A 17,411-nucleotide genomic window follows, 5' to 3' on the forward strand; every position below is an offset into this window, starting at 1 on the left:
GTCCGCGGCCCTGTGGTGTGCGTGGTGTTGCGTGGTCGTCGGATGGGTCATATTCACGATCTGGCAGCGTGGCAACGAATTTCGTGATGTCGTCGCCCCCCACCGGGGTCGTTGGGTGACAGTCGGGCGTAACTGAAAATCAGCAGATTGTTCGGGAAGCGCTGCCGCCGTCTACTTTTGGGATCCATCCACGCATTAATCTCTTCGTGGATCTGCTTGCTGAGCCATGCGACATCACGCATCGATGCGCTTGCGCGCACATCATTTACACGCCGCGCCGACACCAAGCGATCGGCGCCGCCCGCAAAGCCTAGACGGCCGCTAGGCGATCGACCGTAACGGCTTAATTGCCCTGTCCGGGGTACCGGTACAGCCGCTGATAAATCCACGACTCTGAGCGGTCAAAGCTGCGGCTGATCGACATGGCGGTGATCGTCGGGTCGGCGGCCAGCAGGGCGCGCACCTGGTCGCACCACTGTTGCAGCGGCAGATCATCACCTAGCTGTCGCATCTCATCATCGGTCAGCAGCCGCCCTCGCTTCGCCGACAACGCCGCGCTCCGACGGACCCGAGTCGCGGCCGGCCACTGCGACCTCGGCCGCATCTGTGCGCGCGCCCGATCCGGATTGCGTGACCGGTCCAGGTTCGCGACGTGCTTGTCGCGGTGCAGCTCCCACGCCTGCGACATCTTCTGACGGATCTCGCCGGCAATCAGAACCGCGGTCAGCTCCAAACCGTGGCGTTCGCGATACTGAGCACCGGAAAGGCCATGGGTGCGCATCGCGTGAGTCGCCAGATGCAGAAACCCGCGACCACATTCGTGGCAGACGAGATGGCCGTTCTCGTCGGTGGTGAGCTGGCCGTAGGCGCCGTGGCCATCACGATCTCCGACCCGCATAGCTGATCACCGTAGCCAGGCGCGAACCCGGAGGTTGACCACTTGGTTACCGCAGCCGTCAGAGCGGCACTAGTGACGATCAGCGGTGAGGCGGTAGAGCGGGTCTTTCGCCGCGGCGGCACGGGTTCCAGCCCCCGCAGCATTGACGTACCGCTGAGAGGTCCGCGTGGAGTCGTGGCCAAGGAGTTTCATGAGGGTGTGGACGCTGATGTTGGTGTTCGCTAGTTCCGTGGTGTAGGTGTGTCGCAGCGCGTGGACGAGGGCGTCCGCTGTCGCTGCGGATGACTCATAAACCGAACAGGACAATCAGAGCACGGTGACGCTATATCGGCGCTTGGGGATTCGTGGGAATCCCCGGGTAATGCGGTTATCCCCCTGTAAGACCTTCAATAGCCGGTCATGGACATCGTTGAAGTCAAGCTCGAACGAGTCCTGAGAGTTCGTGATGCGGTTGTACGGCGGCCCCAACTCCGAGAAGGTTTCAACGATGTGGTCGGCTGACGCGGATGGAGAGGCCCGGTCCAGTAGGCGCAGCATCAGGGTCGCGTTGTGCCCGTCGCCGACCCTGGCCATACGCGCCACGACGGCGGGGTCGAGCGGTACCCCGTTCCGGTCCGCGTAAATGGCGACTGCCTGCAACGCCACCGAGTCATCCTCCGGCACATACTCGTTCACGTTTGCAAGGACCTTTCCTGCCACCTTGAGTGAGGTATTGCCGTCGTCGAGTGCATCGGCGACCACACCCTCGAGAATGGCAGGGTTGAGGAAGGCTTCAACTCCGTCAGAGACAGTGATGGCGGGACGCAGGGCGGCCCACCCGCCGGTACGTAGGTGCGTGAATGTCTCCGCGTCGTCACTGACCAAGCCGGCGTTGAGCAGGCGTGCGAACAGGTCGTTGCCCTCGGCGTCGACATCCGCCGCCGGTAGCGGTGTCGCCGGGTTCAGGGAGATGACGAGGGCGACGCGCACCTGCGGCGGTAGCGCACTTGTGTTAAGAATGGCGAGCGCGGCGGTTTGACGGTCGTACTCGTTACCATCAGGGTCAGTAGTGTCTCCGTCCTCGTCGACGTGGATCGTCGCGGCGGACTCGAGCAGCCCCGCGAGGTGGTCATCGATGGAGCCGACCTTGCCGCGGTACGCCTCGATGTTAGCCAGGGAAGAGCGGAACAGCTTCGCGTCGGCGAGCGCTTTCCATGTGACCACCGGGGCGTCGCGCAGGTTGCTCAGTTGAGCGGTCGGCGAGGTCTGGGCGAGGAGGTCGACGAGGTCATGAACACCGTCCCAGTGCTGTTCCTGAGACTCCTGCTCGTCAGTCGCTTGCTCGACCATATCGACGAGCACCTTGCCGAGGGTACGCGGCGTGGTCAACGCGGCGGTGGTCTGCTCGTCGCCGTCGATCGCAGCGAGGTAGCCGGGGAGGTCTGAGAGGGCGTAGGCGTAGACCCTCTCGCTGCCGGCGGCGGACGTGAGCGTCTCGAGGGACACCGAGTCGGTGTCCTCGAGGCTCAGAGCGATGCGTAGGTTGTCAGCCGTCAGGGCGTACCGGTTTCCCTCGATGACCAGCGCGCGGATCTCGTCGTTCAACGGCGCGAGCTCAGGCAGGACGACATTGCCACGGCGCAGCATCACGTCGAGTCGCTGAGGCAGGCTCTCAGAGATGGGTTGCTTGGCCTTGTCGGCCGACGAGTGTTGCGCGTGCGGTGCTTCGGTGAAGACGGACATGCGGTTGTACTTCGCGGTGAGGAGGTCGCAGACGTCCTCACCGAGGTCGTAGTACGTGTGTGGGTCAAACGCTGCCAGGGCGGCATTGACCAGAGTCACTCGTGCGTCGGCGGGTACGTCGTCGTGTGAGGTCAGGTAGGTGAACACCTCTCGCCAGCCACAACGTGTCAGAAGCTCAGCGAACTTCTCGCGTTGCGCCTTCTTTGAGGTGAAGTAGGCCGCGAAGAAGTTGCGAGCGTTCTCCTCGGGCCAGGTGGCGATGAGGTGCCGCGCGACCGTGCTGGCACCGGCTTCATCAGTCTCCAAGAGGTGGTTGAGGAGGTCGATGTTGTATGCGACGACCGTGTTCAGCAGGTCCTCGCCGGCTTCCTCGGCTTCTATCAGAAGGTTCGCGGCTGCGCCTTCGCGTCCGCCTTCCTTCGGGCGGCTCAGGTCGTAGTCGATGTTCATGACATTCGGCTGAACGTGCTGGACCATGAAGTTTGCGACGTCGACGCCGGTGAAGTTTCCGTAGAACTGGGCGGCATACAGCGAGTAATTCCGGTCGATGTAGCCGCGTCGGACAAGGTCGCGGGCGAGCTCGGACTCTAACGTCGCGTCCGTGAGGTCCGCGAACGTGTGCGAGTTTCCAGAGTTTTTCAGGCGTGTGAGCTTCTTCGACGCTGCTTCTCCGTCTCGGAGCGTCAGGATGAACTCGGTCGTGACAAGGTCCGCGAAGTCGGCGCGCCGCAGCATCTCGATGTCTATCTCCTTCGTTGGCCGCTACGGCGCGGGTAAGTCGAGCGTGCTGAACAAGTTCGAGGCCAGAAACAAGAGGGCGGTTCTGCGGCTCGCCATCTCGACCCTCGCGCCCGGCGAAGAGGGTGAGAGCACGACAAACCGCATCCAGAAGGAGATCGTCAAGCAGTTGCTCTACGGCGCCTCGGAGAAGGTTGGGAAGAACTCTCGGTTCAACAAGATCGCGGTTCTGAGTCGGCGCAGGGCGTTCATGCAATCCGCGGCGGTCGTGCTCCCGCTCGTGGGCCTGGCGTACATATTCGGCGTGCTGCCGCACCTGAAGTGGCCCACTGCGGAAGATCCTATATGCCTGCGGGTGGTTGCCTGGGTGGCTGCTGTTGGGCTGTTAACGGCGCTGGTGACAGTGGTCCGGCTCTTAACTCATGGCCGATACGACGTGAAGGACGTGTCAGCTGGCGGCGCCGCCCTCACGCTCTCGGAGAAACCGCAAACGTTCTTCGACAAATACATCGACGAGATCGTGCACTACTTCGCGCAGGAGCCGAAGGATGTTGTCATCTTCGAGGACCTAGACCGATTCGAGGACCCGAACATTTTCGAGGCGTTGCGCGAACTGAACGTGCTCCTCAACAACACCCCTGAGAGGCGCAGGAAGCGCAATGGGAACCGCCTCGGGCGCGCATTCGCGCAAGTGCTCGGGCGGATGAACGAAGAGTGGCCCGGCCGGCTCGAGACCAAGCTGCCGTACCCGCGGGCCGGACGCGTCCTGGGACTGGGCGAGCCATTGCGATTCATCTACGCGGTGCGTGACAGCGTCTTTAGCCAGATTGACGCCACCCCTGCGAAGCCTTCGTCCAAGCGTTCCGCAGCTATACTCGCATTCGCACCTCAGGGCCAAAACGAGGGCCCAACAGCGATAGCAGAGCCGGATCTCGACGAAGCTGCGGCTGAGACCCTACGGGCGAACCGGACGAAGTTCTTCGACATCGTCATCCCGGTGGTGCCGTTCATCTCGCACCGTAACGCGCGCGACCTGCTCGTTCAGCTGCTCGACGAGCGCGACATCACCGGCATCGATCCGCGCCTCGTCAACACGGTCGCGCAGCACTGCACCGACATGCGGCTGATGCGCAACATGTGCAACGAGTACCTGGTCTTCGCCGAGCGTCTCTTGGAGCCGCCTGCACCCACCTCAACTGCTCCGGGCCTGGATGCCACACACCTTTTCGCGCTGGTCGTGTACAAGAATTTCCACCTGGAGGACTTCGAGAACATCACGCGGCGTGACAGCGACCTGGACAGGCTCTACGACTTCGCCCAGCGCCTCACCCGCGACACCATCAGCGCCCATGAGAAGCGGATCCGCGACCTGCTGGCCAGGCCAGAAAGGGTCCGCGAGCATGAGCGGCTTGCGAAGCAGCTCGGCCAACGCCTTGACCTTTTCGCGTTGAGCGTAAGGGACGCCAAGTCGTCGCTGCACGGCAACCGGTGGAACCTCTATCGATTGAAGGTCGGCTCCCGAGAGTTCGCCGCCCAACAGGGCAACGATTATGACTTCTGGGCTGCTGTCGCCAGGGCCCGCTCCCTCGACATTGTGCTGGCCCACCAGGAAAAAGGTGGGCCGACGATGGTTGGACACGCCTTCGACCAGGCCGGACTGGAGGTATTCGTCCCCGAAGCTCTCGACGCCGATCGGTGGGCCGCGTTCGACCAGAACGCCATTGACACCGACCCCGTCAGTGCGATGTTCAGGTTGTTCGGGTCCTTGACCGCCTGCTCCAAGCGCTTCAGGTAGGTGCCGTGGTGCTTCTCCTCGTACTTTGGGGTCAGCGACTGCAGCGGCTTTTCAGCAGACCTCCTCGCCCCCGTCGCGCTGGTGCCGGGTTCCGAGGTAGCACCATCGCCCTCGGCCTGATCACGGACCGTGCCGTTTCGCGCCGTCACCGGACTCCTTGTGTCTCTTGGGAAACCTCGCAACCAGGGTATGTGCCCTCTGCCGGTCAAACCGCAAGTCCGCAACCAAGGTGGGGATTAAGGCCGGCACGGATGAGAAGCATCGCTCCGACGGTCAGTTCGGACCGGTCAGCGGCCGCTGCGGTTCATGCGTGTTTGATGAATACTCCGGGCAGGGATGCGGCGGTAGATGCTCAGCCAATGGAGCCGCTGGCGTCGACTTCTCGGCCAGCGGTCCGGTCCCCCGGCGGGGGAGTAGCGCAATTGAATACTGAGCAAGCGAACACCGCGTCATTTGGTGCCAGAGCGCTCGGACTGATTCATCTGATGAATCAATCGTTTTCGCACTCACTCCAATCGACTGCGGCCAAAAGCGCTCCATAAAAGGGAATACAGACAACGCAAGTTGTCGGCACAGGAGCAAGTGTCGAAATACGTTGCGGTGCATCATGTTAGATGATGCGGCGGGTTTTACTGGTAACCCGCCATACTTCATCCCGCCGTATTCCACACGATGCGCTTCAGGGGATGGGGTGGAATTTGACAGGAGAGGCAATGACTGCCGGCCAGATCCCGCAGGCGGCCCAGACCGGATACGGCTACACCGGCCTGCGGGAGGATCGTTTGCTGTTAGCCATTGCGTATTGAAGGCCGACAAGCCGCGGGCTCCTGATAATTTGCCGACGTCGCTGAAGCTTGGCCCCCTGAAGAATCGCCCGTGCAATCGGCCGCGCCGCAAACTGGATCAGATCATCGTGTGCGTGTGACCTGACTTGGCTCACACATTGGGTGAGCCAAGTCAGGTCCTCGCTGGCAGGCCAACGCCCGCTGGTGCACGAATCTTGCGATCCTCAACCAACTTCGCCAGCTTGAGACGGCGAACGGGTCGGTGATGTTTCCTGAGTTGCGGGCCGATCAACCCACACTTGCCGGTAAGCCGGTCGACGAACTGTCCAACATGGATGCCACGCTGGGCGGCGGCGCAGGCAACGACCCAGTGCTGCTGTACGAAGACTTCTCCAACTTCGTTGTTTCCCAACCGGATCGGCAGCGCTGTGGAACTGATCCAGCACTTGCTCGGCCCCAACCAGCGGCCCACCGGTCAGCGGGGGATGTACATGTATCCCCGCTACGGCAGCGATTCGGTCAACTACGCTGCTTTCCGGATGCTGGTGGCTTAACGAGTTTCGCGCTTCAGCTATTTGTTGGCATTTATGTTCCGGCGTTGCGGTTGACCAACCTCACCATGAGGTCGTGTTCAAACGACATTTGCAGAGGTACGGTGATGCACTGGGCGGTCTCTGGTGTGGCACTGGCACTCTGGGTGCACATTTTTTGTTGCCAGATCCCGTAGTCCCGCTTGTAATCTTCGATTGCTTTAAGCAGATCAGCGCGATCTTTGCTCATGGGCAACGATTGTGCGTCACGATAAAACGAATCCATATCGACGTATTGCAGTCCCACGCATGCCGCCCACACGCCATCAGCCGCTGCGTCACTGCCGCAGTCGCGACTAAGCAGGGCGGCATATTGCGTCTTGAGGTACTTCCAGTCCGCTCCAGCCTGGGCGGTTGTCGTCGGCTGTGCCGTTACGGTGACTGTGCTGGGCTTGCTGCTCTCGGAGCTGGCACCGCAGGCCGACGCCGCTATCGCTGCGAATCCAAAAATGCCGACAGAAAGCATCCTTCTCAACATGGCGGCACGGTATCAGCTATCCCCATGCCGTCCGTCGTGTCACTCCATATTGCCGGCGCGCTTGCGCCGCTGGTGGCCAGGCGTTGGCTAAACCCCCAGGGGGTGGGGGAGCCGCGCTGGCGCGTTCCAGCCAACACTCCCCACCCGCTGGCTACATACCCCCCCCCGAACGAAAAACAAAGAATGGGTCTGATGCACGAATAGGTGACACCTGAGATGGCTTGCCCAGGTGGGCGGGCTGGAAGGATGTCACCATGGCAAGGCCCTATCCCAAGGAGTTCCGCGACGACGTGGTGCGCGTGGCCCGCAACCGTGACGACGGTGTGACGCTGGAGCAGATCGCCGCCGATTTCGGGGTGCATCCGATCACGCTGTCGAAGTGGATGCGTCAGGCCGATGTGGACGATGGCGCCAAGCAAGGCAGGACCACCAGCGAGGCGGCGGAACTGCGGGAGGCCCGCCGGCGGATCAAGCTGCTCGAACAGGAGAACGAGGTGTTGCGCCGGGCCGCGGCATATCTGTCGCAGTCGAACCTGCCGGGAAAAGGATTTACCCGCTCGTGAAAGAGCTCGCCGCCAACGGGATTCCCGTGGCGGTGACGTGCCGGGTCCTCAAGCTCGCCCGCCAGCCCTACTACCGCTGGCTGGCCGATCCGGTCACCGACGCCGAATATGTTGCGGCGCATCGGGCCAACGCCTTGTTCGACGCCCACCACGATGACCCGGAGTTCGGCTACCGATTCCTGGTCGAAGAAGCCCGCGACGCCGGGCACCCGATGGCCGAGCGCACCGCTTGGCGGATCTGCTCGGGCAACGGCTGGTGGAGCGCGTTCGGCAAACGCAAGCGCGGCAAGAACGGCAAGGTCGGGCCGCCGGTTCACGATGATCTGGTCGGTCGCCGTTTCACCGCTGACGCGCCAAATCGATTGTGGCTAGCCGATATCACCGAACATCGAACCGGCGAAGGCAAGCTCTACCTCTGTGCGATCAAAGACGTGTTCTCTAACCGCATCGTCGGCTACTCGATTGACTCGCGGATGAAATCGCAACTGGCCACACAGGCATTGGCCAGCGCAGTCGCCCGTCGCGGCGATGTCGCCGGTTGCATCGTCCACAGCGACCGCGGATCGCAATTTCGAAGCCGACGATTTGTTCACGCCCTGGGCCGTCATGACATGGCCGGATCCATGGGCCGAGTCGGCGCGGCTGGCGACAACGCCGCCATGGAATCGTTCTTCAGCCTGCCGCAAAAGAACGTCCTGAATCGCCGCCGCTACGTCACCCGCGAACAGCTACGCATCGCGATCGTCACCTGGATCGAGCGCACCTACCACCGCCGCCGACGTCAGATCGCTCTGGGACGGTTGACCCCGATCGAATACGAAGCAATCATGACCACACCGGCCAGCCAGGCCGCGTGAAGAAACTGTCACCTATTCGTGCATCAGACCCAATTATTTGCCCACGAAAGTCGCTGCCAGCTTGGGGTTTCGCATGTTTGCACTGTTCAGCAATGTACGGCAACGGGTTCGGGGACAGCGTGAAAACCGAAGACGTTCGGTTTTCACGCTGGGGAAATCGGCAACGGGATCGGTCCGAAAGCCGAATGCGGGCAGTGGAGGTTAAGAGCAGGCAGCGCAGGATGAACTGGCCCGACTCCACGCGAAGCGTTCGGATGGCGCTCGTCGTGTAGCGCCACTCAGTCAAATCACAGCTCATCCGCCGAACCTCGGTCCAGGTCCGCTCGATCGATGCCCGTGCCAGTCCGGATTGCACCCCACAGATTGCCATGCGAGCGTGGCTCGCGGTGGATGGATCCGCCCAAGTTCAAACCGTTGCTCTCCGGGCCGCGGACAGGAGTGGCCGTCCAGGGTTGTTACGCCGCCGCTGCGTGTGATTGTGAAGGGTCTCTGACTGTTACTGGGCGCGACCCGATAGCCAGGGCAACATCATTGCCAACGACATGGTTTCGCTATCTCAATCCGTAGTGGTCACCATCGAGACAACCGATGCCGCCTTCGAATCTAACAATTGCGGAGAGTGGACCCGTGTTGATTAAATTTAGTTCCCATGAGAGAGGTGCAGGACGGCTGGAGGTACGCCCGAAGATTAAGAGCGCAACATCAGGTGCCGCGTGGCGCCGAACCGTCACAACAAGGACGACGGGACTTGCGCAGCTCCCCGTACTTGGTCGAGGCAGCGCTCAGGTGAGGCAAAAAATTAGGCTCCTCATTAGCGGAATTGCGCTGCACGTCTTAACGATCCCGCTAGTTCTTGCACCAGCTTCGCATGCCGATCCGAAACAGGATCAATCCTATCTGAGCGAGCTGAATCGGATTGGTTTCACAGGCAACGACAGCACCGTTTTCATTGCGCAGCAAACGTGTAGAGAAATAGATAGAACCAATGAAACCAAGTCGAGGGATCCCATCGTTGTTGGCTTGGACATGACTCTGATAAACCTGGCTAAGGGCAATTGGACTGTGAACCAACTCTTCGCTGTGACCGGTGCCGCGATCAGCACATACTGTCCACAGTACTCCAAAGATTTCTACGCGACTGTTGGACAGTGGAAAATAACCCTTCCGTAATGCAGCGGGGGCGGGCGGGCGTCATCTCGCCTAGTGAATCTTTGCCGAGTGCAGCCACATGCGCAGAGAACCGTGTCGCTGAGGCATGCAGCTCAGCTCGGGATCCTAACGCAAGCGGCCGAACTAGGCAGTTTGTCGTTCAGAGCCAGGCGCGCGTCCGGATACCCTGTTTGCGATGACCTCGCCGGGGTCCTGCGAGCGCCAGCGTCGCGCCAGGCGCTCAATGCGGCTCAGAGCAGGCCTGTCAACTGCTTCTAGGGGCCAGGCAGCCACAGCCATTGGCCGTAGGGCGACAGTTTGCAATATAGGGTTCCATTCGTGGTGTCTGCCGTTAGGCCCGGCACCATGCAGGGGCTGCCAGCGGGGATGTTCAGGGGCTGATGCAATGCCGGATTTGGGATGAGGCCGGGTGTCAATGTCCACTCGTAGCCGTCCGTGCCCTCGATTCTTTCGCAGTAATAGATCGCGCCGTCCGGGCCGGTGCCAATGGTGCCGCCGGGGGGTGGACATGCCGAACCGATTTGTCCTGCTGGCGGGTACGTCGGCCGCGGCGCCGTGGACGGGGTTTGGGATGGAGGCAAGGCGTTACTAGTAACCGGTGCCGGCGGCGGAGCACTCGACGGCTCAGGGGCAATGACGTGCGGGGTCGGGTTTGCGGAGTCCGTGGTAGGCCGTGCATCTGTACTAGGCGTTGAGATCGTTGGCCCACTCTGGCGGGCCCAGGCCCGAAAGAGTAGCCCGCCGGCGACCAGGACCACCAAGACCGTTGCCATGAGCAGGCCACGGCGGTGGGGACGGCGCCATGTTTCCTCGGTTGCCGGTGCAGTGACCCGAATCTGGGCCTGCTGGGTTGTCGCGGTGGGCGAAAACTCGTTGTCGGTCTTTGTTGACCCCTCGCTGAGTGCGTGGGCGAAGTCCCGGCAGGACGGGAATCGATTTTCAGGACCCTTGGCGAGTGCCCGCGCAAACGCGGCATCGAAGCATGCGAGTTCGGCATAAATCGACGAGGGCGCCGGGGCCGGTTCGGTGAGATGTTGGCTGATGACGGCAATTTGGCTGGAATGGGGGAACAGTGGCATGCCAGTGAGGAAATGGTACGCGGTTGCAGCCAAAGCGTATTGGTCGGCGCGCCCATCGAGGGCTTTGCCCATGAGTTGTTCGGGGGCGGCGTAGGAGAAGGTTCCCAAGGTGAAATTGGTCGAGGTTAAGCCGGCGGGGTCATCAAGGGGGCGGGCAATTCCGAAGTCGGCGAGGTATGCCCGTCGGTTGCCATCCCGGTCGGGTTGTGCGAGCAGGATGTTGGCCGGTTTGACGTCTCGGTGGAGCAAGCCCCGATCATGGGCGTAGTCGAGGGCCTCGGCGATAGCGGTGATGACGGTCAGTGCTTCTTTGACGGGCATCCCTGCGGGACAGCTGTCCCGCAACCGCTTGGCTGCATCAGTGCCATCCACATACTGGGTGGCCAGCCACAGCCGATCGTCATCCTCTCCCCGGTCATGGATGGTGACGATATTCGGGTGCTCTAGGTCAGCAATGGAGTCGGCTTCGCGGATGAATCGCTGCCGGAAGGTTTCGTCGGCCGAGACGTCGTGCCGCAGGATCTTCAGGGCTTCCCGGCGTGGTAGTCGCGGATGTTGCGCCAAGTAGACGTCGCCCATGCCGCCAGCGCCTAACAGTCTGATAATCGTATAGCCAGCGAATACATCGCCCACCCCGAGCGTCATCTCGGGATCCTATCGCCGCGCACGGTCCGTCCGGGTTCAGGAGATCGCGGTAGATGCTCAGCCAATAGAGCCGCTGGCGTTGACTTCTCGGCCAGCGGTCCGGCCCCCCGGCGGGGGAGTAGCGCGATTGAATGATGGTCTGAGCATGCGACACCGTCGTTGGCGCGAGAGCACTCAGGCTCGTTCACCTGATGAATTAATCGCTTTGCACTCCCGCCGTGGCGCCCGGCCACTGCCGTTGCGCGCCCTACTGGCCCAGTCCCCCGGTGGGGGAGTAGCGCAATTGAATCCGTAGACCAAGCAAGCGACACCGCCATTTGCCGCCAGAGGGCTCAACATGATTCATCTGATGATTCAATCGCCCTTGCACTCACTCCAATCGGCTGCGCAGAAAAGCCCTTCTTGAAAGAAGTAATACGAATGACATACATTATCGACATTACCCGCGATCCCGCAATCCACTGCGGCACGGCATGTTTGGAAATACAGCGGCGTTTACTGGTAACCCGCCATATTCGAGTCCGCCGTATTGGATGGTCGACGCTGGGTAGCGTCGCCATCCCGCCGACGGCGGCGTGAGAGACCCGGGTTCCGTTCGCCGCGATGTGTGGGGCCATATGTCTCGACACTGCATGACGTTTCGCTAGTTTGCTGCGGACGGTGGCTGACGCCGCGTGCAGTCCGAGGGCCGGACGATATTGCGGGATCTGCCGCCCGGCCAGTTAAGAATTCGTGGATGACCCGAAGGACCGCTGGCGCCCGCCCGCTGCCGTTGCGCACTCCACAGACCCGGTCCCCCGGCGGGGGAGTAGCGCAATTGAATACTGAGCATGCGAACATCGTCATCTGGCGCCAGAGCGCTCAGGCTGATTCATCTGATGAATCAATCGCTTTGCACTCGCTCCAATCGACTGCGGCCAGAGCGCTCCATACGAGCGCAATACAGACTGAGCAGGTTATCGGTACGGGAGTAGTGTCGAAATTCGTTGCGGTGCAACATGTTAGAGAATACGGGGGGCATCTACTGGTAACCCGCCGTATTCGAATCCGCCGTATTCCACGCGGCCTGCACGTTGCGGACACCTCGGCATCGAGCAAACTAGATGTCTGGGCATCGCGGCCAGCGGAGTGCCGACGCGCGACCCGGGCGCACCTGGTGCTGGGCTCCACGACTTTGCTGGCCACGCTAATGGGGCGCAGTTTTCCCGGAACGTTGGACTCAGCTGAATCGGCGTCGTTGGGTTGCCGGTACCGGAACAAGCTGCAGATCCGCAACACTAGACCGTCGTACAGCAGCGAGTACAGCAAGGCGGTCGATTCCGGGGGACCACCAACCGGGTCCCCCTCAGGGTGGTCTCCTTTCGGTGTTGGGTGTCTTTCATGCGGTAGGACTGGCCCGCCCACTCGTTATCTTCACCTTCACCTTGCGCTGCTGAGCCATGAGGTCTTCAAGCTGGTGCTCTGCCTCCTGTGGTATGGCATAGGCGACCTAAAGGGACGTTCGGCCGTTCCTCAATTAGGTCGGCGAGTTTCTCGTAGCGGCGTACGTCATTGCCCAGTTTGCGGATGACGAACTCTCCTTCCTCGGACGGGAGAGAGAACGTCAGAGGGACAGTCCCGGCTCGACCGAAGTCTCGGATCCGGCGGGGCCCCCACCTTTGGGCAGACCGGTCGGAGGGATCTCGATGCATACGGACAATGGGGCGAAGTGCAGACAAGCTTGGGCCGAGGCGGAAGGAGTCGGTCGAGTAGACCAGCTCTCTGGCCGCGATTTCCTCGAGCCATTTGGCGCTGGCCGCATCGGCGGACTCGGGCAGCGGCGCTATCGTTCGCGGCCGAAGAGACACGCTTCGAGGCCCTCGAAGCCCCGCACACCATGGCGGCGTGCATATTCCACGCGACCAATTAGGTCGTCTTCCGAGAGAATTGCCGATGTCTGCGCCGCGATGCTTTGGGCTCTCTCGCGGGCCTCGGTGCGCGCATCGTTTCGATACCGTTCGACGAGCGCAAGCTCACGTGGGCCCAGTTGGTGGCCGCGGGAAGAGTTGACAGGTGGTTCTGCTGCCAACTCATGGGAGACGGTGTCGCTGCCATCGCGGCGTGTCACGGCGCGTAAGAGATCCAGTCGGGCAAGGACGGTCCCGTCGAAGTGTTCACGTATCCGTGCGATAGCGCCTGGTGGGACGTCGGGTCGCGCCAAGTACGAAGCGACATGCCCGGCCAGCCTGTCCGATGATGCGTTGCAGACGTAATAGCCCGCCTCTCCCTGAGGCACTTTCTCGACGGATCTCTCCAGCCTGCCGCCCCGCCATAGCAGCGTCCAGGCCTGCGCGTCGGTCACCTCGCGTCGGGTCAGCAGTGCCGTCCATGCTCGGAGCATTGGAGTAACTGAATCGAGGGCCCAACCCACGACGTTGGGCGGGATCTCGATGCGCGCGCGGGCTATCGCCAGCTGGAGGTAATCCATTCGCTAAGAATGGCAGGCGTGATCCTTGTTTACTTGTGGTGAGCACAGCCTTGCCGGCGCGGCGGTATGTTGCAGGGTGACTATCAAGGTGTACGACGGAGGAACAGTGGACAAGGCCACAATTCTCGAGCGCGTTTGCGCGGCCCTAGAAGGCGACTCTCTCGCAGCGGGTCGCGAAATTCTTCGGGCAGAGTATCGATTCGTTGCTGTCGACAAAGTGAATCGTCGATACAGCGAGCGGCAGTGCCTTCGGATATTTTTCCGAGACGGCTTCACCGACCGCTATTCCGGCGCCCGGCTGGTTCACCCGGGTGCACTTCGGGCGCTTTCGCTCGCTCTGCCAGACGATTTTCCTGCCCATCCGAACTGGGCGATGTCTCAAACCCATATTGCCTTCTGGGAGCTCTTTCCCTCGATTGACCACGTTGTCCCGGTCTCGCGACGTGGCGTCGATAACGACACGAACTGGGTGACGACGTCGATGCTGCGGAACTCCGCAAAGGCGCATTGGACCTTAGAGGAGCTGAACTGGACGCTGCGGAAACCTTGTGGTGACTGCACCGAATGGGACGGCCTAACCGGATGGTTCGTTCGCTACGTCGACCGCAACCCGGAAATCGGTGCCAACGATTACATCCGCCGATGGCTGGCTGCGACGAAAGCGGTGCTAGCAGAGCGCAGGCAGATAGCCTTGTCGACGGAAGCCGAAAACTGATGGGCGAGGTAATGGAGGGCGCACGACACGGTGACCGACCGCGTCGTAGCCACCAAGACCCCGCCCGCTCACTACTCGGACCACGCCACGTTTCAGCAGCGGTTCCGCCGCAAAGCCCAAGCCACCGCGAAGTTGAACAGCCCGCATGTCATGCCTCATCAGGTTGACAGGTTCCGCCAAGCTCGAAGTGTGAAGCACACGTGCGGGTTCGTTTATCCCCCGGCGGGGGAGTAGGAGCACCGTCGAACCGCTCGACCCGGCAACCCGGCCGTGGCGACTGCGCCCGACGGATCCGGCTGCGTGCCCACAGCATCCTTGCTGATGCATCAGATGAATCAAGGATGTGCTCTGCGGCGACGCTGGTTGCAGGCCGCGAATCACATTGCACTAGGAGGCAACTCGCTGCAAGCCAACCCTGAACACGACGGTGGATTTACCGAAACATGTTGCTGCACAGTGGAACACGGCGGCATTCATTGGATATCGGTGGTATCAACATCGGTCGAATTCTCTGGCGCGTTTGCTAGCTGGGCTGCGGTTGCCCGATCATATCAAGCCCGCCAGGTGTCGCCAGATCAAACGAGAAGCCACATCGGTCCCCCGGTGCGGCTCCGCCGCACGAACACAGTTTGGCACAAACAGGGCGGCGCACAGCATCGTCATGATGACGAAGCGGCCATGACACCACATAGGAAACATCAATGTATCAGATAGGTTTAAGTCTCTGTATTGCGGCGTTCTCATTGAATCTGGGGCACGATGTAGCGGTCTACCTGCGGCGCCCCAGATGAAGTGAGAATTCGAATCCCGTTGGCGGGTTGTTTGTTTGGGTGGTGACGACCTACTTGCGCAGCCTCATTACGTAGGCGAAGGTACGCGGTGCGCCGGCGTGGAGGTCTCCCGGGGCGCAGCAGCGGCTCCTGGTTCTCTTTCCACCACGCCAACCGAGCCGCATAATCGGCGTCGGCTTCCTCCTCGGACACAGGTTGCAGTGTTGGCCGCATCCATGGTGCTGCGCATCGGCGGTCCCGAGGACTGCTCGTCGCGCAGAATCCATCTCGCCTCGCCCTCGGCTAGCCGCCACACGAACATCTCCCAGAGTTTCGTCTTGTCCATTCCCGCGTATTGTTTCAGCGGTAGGTCCAGCAGCGGATTGACTCGGCCGCCCCCGCCGACCCTGGTCAGCGGCTCACATGCCGCAATGGCCTCGGCATCGATCAATGGCCGGGCCGCCGCGAGGTCACCGGCTGCCGGACAAGCCTTCTCATGCAGCCAGGCCTTGATCCGCTCGACATTTTGGACCCCGCCCGACCCGCGAGGGGTCGGGCGGGAGCCCTGCGTGGATGAAATCCCCAGCCGAGCCCGGGGGGGCGGAGTCAGGCGTCGAGGTTGTCCAGTGATTCTTCCTGTTCAGCGCTGGTTTGTGTGAGCTTCCAGGTGTCCCACGCGTCTAGAGTTGCGATCTGGTCGGGGTCAGCGGCACTGATGACTGCGTATTCGTTGGTCTGCGTGGGATTTTGAGGGAAGACGACCTGTTCGCCTGCGACCGTCGCACCTTCGGTGCATAGCGAGCGGACTCGGCACTCGTAGACATCAAATGCCGGTCCGGTGCCGATGATTTGGCGGAACCACAGCAACGGTTCTGCCGGTTCAAGGCGCACTGTGCGGGCGATAGGTTGGCGATACACCATGGTGTTGGTGGTGCGGTCGAAGACTTGCACCTGGGCGCCGCCGGTCGCTGGCCCGTCCGGGTTGAACCCCTGGGCGCATAACCGTTCAACGGTGTTAAGCCAACCGTTGCCGCCGTTCATCTAGACACCCCACTTTCTCCACCCGCTGGTGGGACTTCTTCATCGCCGGAATTGTCCCAGCCCGGTACGACAGGCCCGACCAAAGACACCGTGCCGCTTTTGTTCGGCTTTCAACTTCGGCCCGGTAGTTCGACTTGAACGTCGAAGGAGTCCATAGCCACTTCGAGACACAGCGCGATCAGCTCCCGTGCCATCGGTTCGATGTCGGCACGTTTGCGGGCTTGCGTGTAGATGCCATCTTCGGGATTGTGGCCGAGGCCGGGGACGCGGATGAGCCACCAGCGTCCGTCGCGGCTGGCGAGCGCGGTGTACGTGGGCCGACCGACGACCATCAACCCACCAACTCCTGGTACACACTGGATCGCGAAATGCCAAGGGAAAGAGCGATACTCGCGCGTGTAGTGCCTCCCTGGTGGATCATTTGGGTAGACAGGCGGCGGCGGTGAATAGTTGGGCGAGTTCAACACCGCCGGAAACCCCCCACCGGTGAGCGTAGGGGTCCAGGCGGCGGCCGACTTCTTGCATCGTAAGTAATCCGTCGTCGATGATGTCGGCGATGACCGTTCCTTGATGGGACCCGTCAATCTCAGCGTCGGCCAGGTCAGCGACGATACGCCCCGGCATCGCGACCGGAAGTCCTTCGAAGACGTTCCATTCCGCGCCGCGGGCACCGATATCACGCAGGTAGCTGCGCACCTGTGGGGTTTTGTTGATGGGGCGGGGGCCGGTGAGGTACAGACCGTCAGCAACGACCGTCCCTAGGTTGCGGATCGCTGCCGCGCTTTCGTGGCTGAGGATGCAATCTGGGGCGGCTCGGCGCGCTTCGATGTCTGCGGTGGGTTTGAGCGCCAGCCATCGAGCAGCCCAGTCTTCGCACCTGAACATGTCGGCGTCGTTCTCGGTGAACCCGAAGACACGGCGATACGCCACATACAGTTCGCCCGAGGCAAGACGTTGCGCTACCTCGATGTTGGAAAGCCCGTTCCGCCGCGCCTGGGCTGAGGTAAACAACCCGAACTGACGCGACGCCAGATGGCGCATTCCATCCCACCCCCAGGTCTCGGCCCCGCCGGCCGTCATCACGCTCGTCCGTCAAGC

General features: G+C 61.7%; 14 protein-coding genes and 1 pseudogene. 5 read left to right on the forward strand and 10 right to left on the reverse strand.

Going from position 1 to position 17,411, the window contains the following annotated elements; genetic code table 11:
• Window positions 1-343 precede the first annotated feature (343 nt).
• From QXK92_RS30155 to QXK92_RS30165, 3 genes are all read right to left on the reverse strand, one after another.
• Window positions 344-898 carry a MucR family transcriptional regulator gene (locus tag QXK92_RS30155; protein WP_306248106.1) on the reverse strand — a complete coding sequence of 185 codons (555 nt, stop codon included), beginning with the start codon at window positions 896-898 and terminating at the stop codon, window positions 344-346.
• Between the two features lie 69 nt (window positions 899-967).
• Complete coding sequence (locus tag QXK92_RS30160) at window positions 968-1,204, reverse strand: tyrosine-type recombinase/integrase (protein ID WP_306248108.1); 237 nt, start codon at window positions 1,202-1,204, stop codon at window positions 968-970.
• Window positions 1,205-3,355 carry a hypothetical protein gene (locus tag QXK92_RS30165; RefSeq protein WP_306248109.1) on the reverse strand — a complete coding sequence of 717 codons (2,151 nt, stop codon included), beginning with the start codon at window positions 3,353-3,355 and terminating at the stop codon, window positions 1,205-1,207. It lies immediately after the preceding gene.
• On the opposite strand from QXK92_RS30165, the gene QXK92_RS30170 reads away from it, so the two are divergent.
• Together QXK92_RS30170 and QXK92_RS34195 are read left to right on the forward strand one after the other, a co-directional pair.
• Window positions 3,309-5,153, forward strand: a complete 1,845-nt coding sequence (locus QXK92_RS30170) for a hypothetical protein (protein ID WP_306248111.1) — start codon at window positions 3,309-3,311, stop codon at window positions 5,151-5,153. The genes QXK92_RS30165 and QXK92_RS30170 overlap by 47 nt on opposite strands.
• Window positions 5,154-6,131: 978 nt before the next feature.
• Window positions 6,132-6,338: pseudogene (locus QXK92_RS34195) on the forward strand (phage major capsid protein); the annotation flags it as partial.
• Window positions 6,339-6,523: 185 nt separating this feature from the next.
• On the opposite strand, the gene QXK92_RS30175 reads toward QXK92_RS34195, so the two are convergent.
• Window positions 6,524-7,006, reverse strand: coding sequence for a hypothetical protein (locus tag QXK92_RS30175; RefSeq protein ID WP_306248113.1), 483 nt, complete (start codon window positions 7,004-7,006; stop codon window positions 6,524-6,526).
• A gap of 254 nt (window positions 7,007-7,260) precedes the next feature.
• Between QXK92_RS30175 and QXK92_RS30180 the strand changes: the two genes are divergently transcribed.
• A protein-coding gene (locus QXK92_RS30180; RefSeq protein WP_306248115.1) for an IS3 family transposase occupies window positions 7,261-8,426 on the forward strand; the annotation gives its coding sequence in 2 pieces (ribosomal slippage) (window positions 7,261-7,545 and window positions 7,548-8,426; 1,164 coding nt in all).
• Window positions 8,427-9,014: 588 nt separating this feature from the next.
• Window positions 9,015-9,596, forward strand: coding sequence for a DUF732 domain-containing protein (locus tag QXK92_RS34200; RefSeq protein ID WP_371934622.1), 582 nt, complete (start codon window positions 9,015-9,017; stop codon window positions 9,594-9,596).
• A gap of 254 nt (window positions 9,597-9,850) precedes the next feature.
• Here the strand turns inward: QXK92_RS34200 and QXK92_RS30185 are convergent, their stop codons facing one another.
• A complete protein-coding gene (locus tag QXK92_RS30185) occupies window positions 9,851-11,320 on the reverse strand; it encodes a serine/threonine-protein kinase (protein WP_306248117.1) in 1,470 nt (489 codons plus the stop codon).
• A 1,822-nt stretch (window positions 11,321-13,142) separates the two neighbouring features.
• A complete protein-coding gene (locus QXK92_RS30190; RefSeq protein WP_306248120.1) occupies window positions 13,143-13,787 on the reverse strand; it encodes a hypothetical protein in 645 nt (214 codons plus the stop codon).
• Window positions 13,788-13,893: 106 nt separating this feature from the next.
• Here QXK92_RS30190 and QXK92_RS30195 point away from each other — a divergent pair, with 106 nt between their 5' ends.
• Window positions 13,894-14,502 (forward strand): HNH endonuclease, encoded by a 609-nt coding sequence (locus tag QXK92_RS30195; protein ID WP_306248122.1) that lies wholly within the window; start codon window positions 13,894-13,896, stop codon window positions 14,500-14,502.
• A gap of 1,376 nt (window positions 14,503-15,878) precedes the next feature.
• On the opposite strand, the gene QXK92_RS30200 is transcribed toward QXK92_RS30195, so the two are convergent.
• The 4 genes from QXK92_RS30200 to QXK92_RS30210 form a co-directional block, all read right to left on the reverse strand.
• Window positions 15,879-16,313, reverse strand: coding sequence for a hypothetical protein (locus QXK92_RS30200; RefSeq protein ID WP_306248124.1), 435 nt, complete (start codon window positions 16,311-16,313; stop codon window positions 15,879-15,881).
• Window positions 16,314-16,423: 110 nt separating this feature from the next.
• Window positions 16,424-16,645, reverse strand: a complete 222-nt coding sequence (locus QXK92_RS30205; RefSeq protein ID WP_306248126.1) for a hypothetical protein — start codon at window positions 16,643-16,645, stop codon at window positions 16,424-16,426.
• The gene (locus QXK92_RS34205) at window positions 16,645-16,734 is read right to left on the reverse strand and encodes a helix-turn-helix domain-containing protein (RefSeq protein WP_156452507.1); all 90 of its coding nucleotides are present in this window, start codon (window positions 16,732-16,734) and stop codon (window positions 16,645-16,647) included. The genes QXK92_RS30205 and QXK92_RS34205 overlap by 1 nt, the downstream gene beginning before the upstream one ends.
• On the reverse strand, window positions 16,731-17,354 hold the full coding sequence (locus tag QXK92_RS30210; protein ID WP_306248127.1) for a type IV toxin-antitoxin system AbiEi family antitoxin domain-containing protein: 624 nt from the start codon (window positions 17,352-17,354) through the stop codon (window positions 16,731-16,733). Before QXK92_RS30210 ends, QXK92_RS34205 begins: the two co-directional genes overlap by 4 nt.
• Between the last annotated feature and the right edge of the window lie 57 nt (window positions 17,355-17,411).

This window comes from Mycobacterium sp. TY815, from assembly GCF_030755135.1.
Classification (GTDB): Bacteria; Actinomycetota; Actinomycetes; order Mycobacteriales; family Mycobacteriaceae; genus Mycobacterium.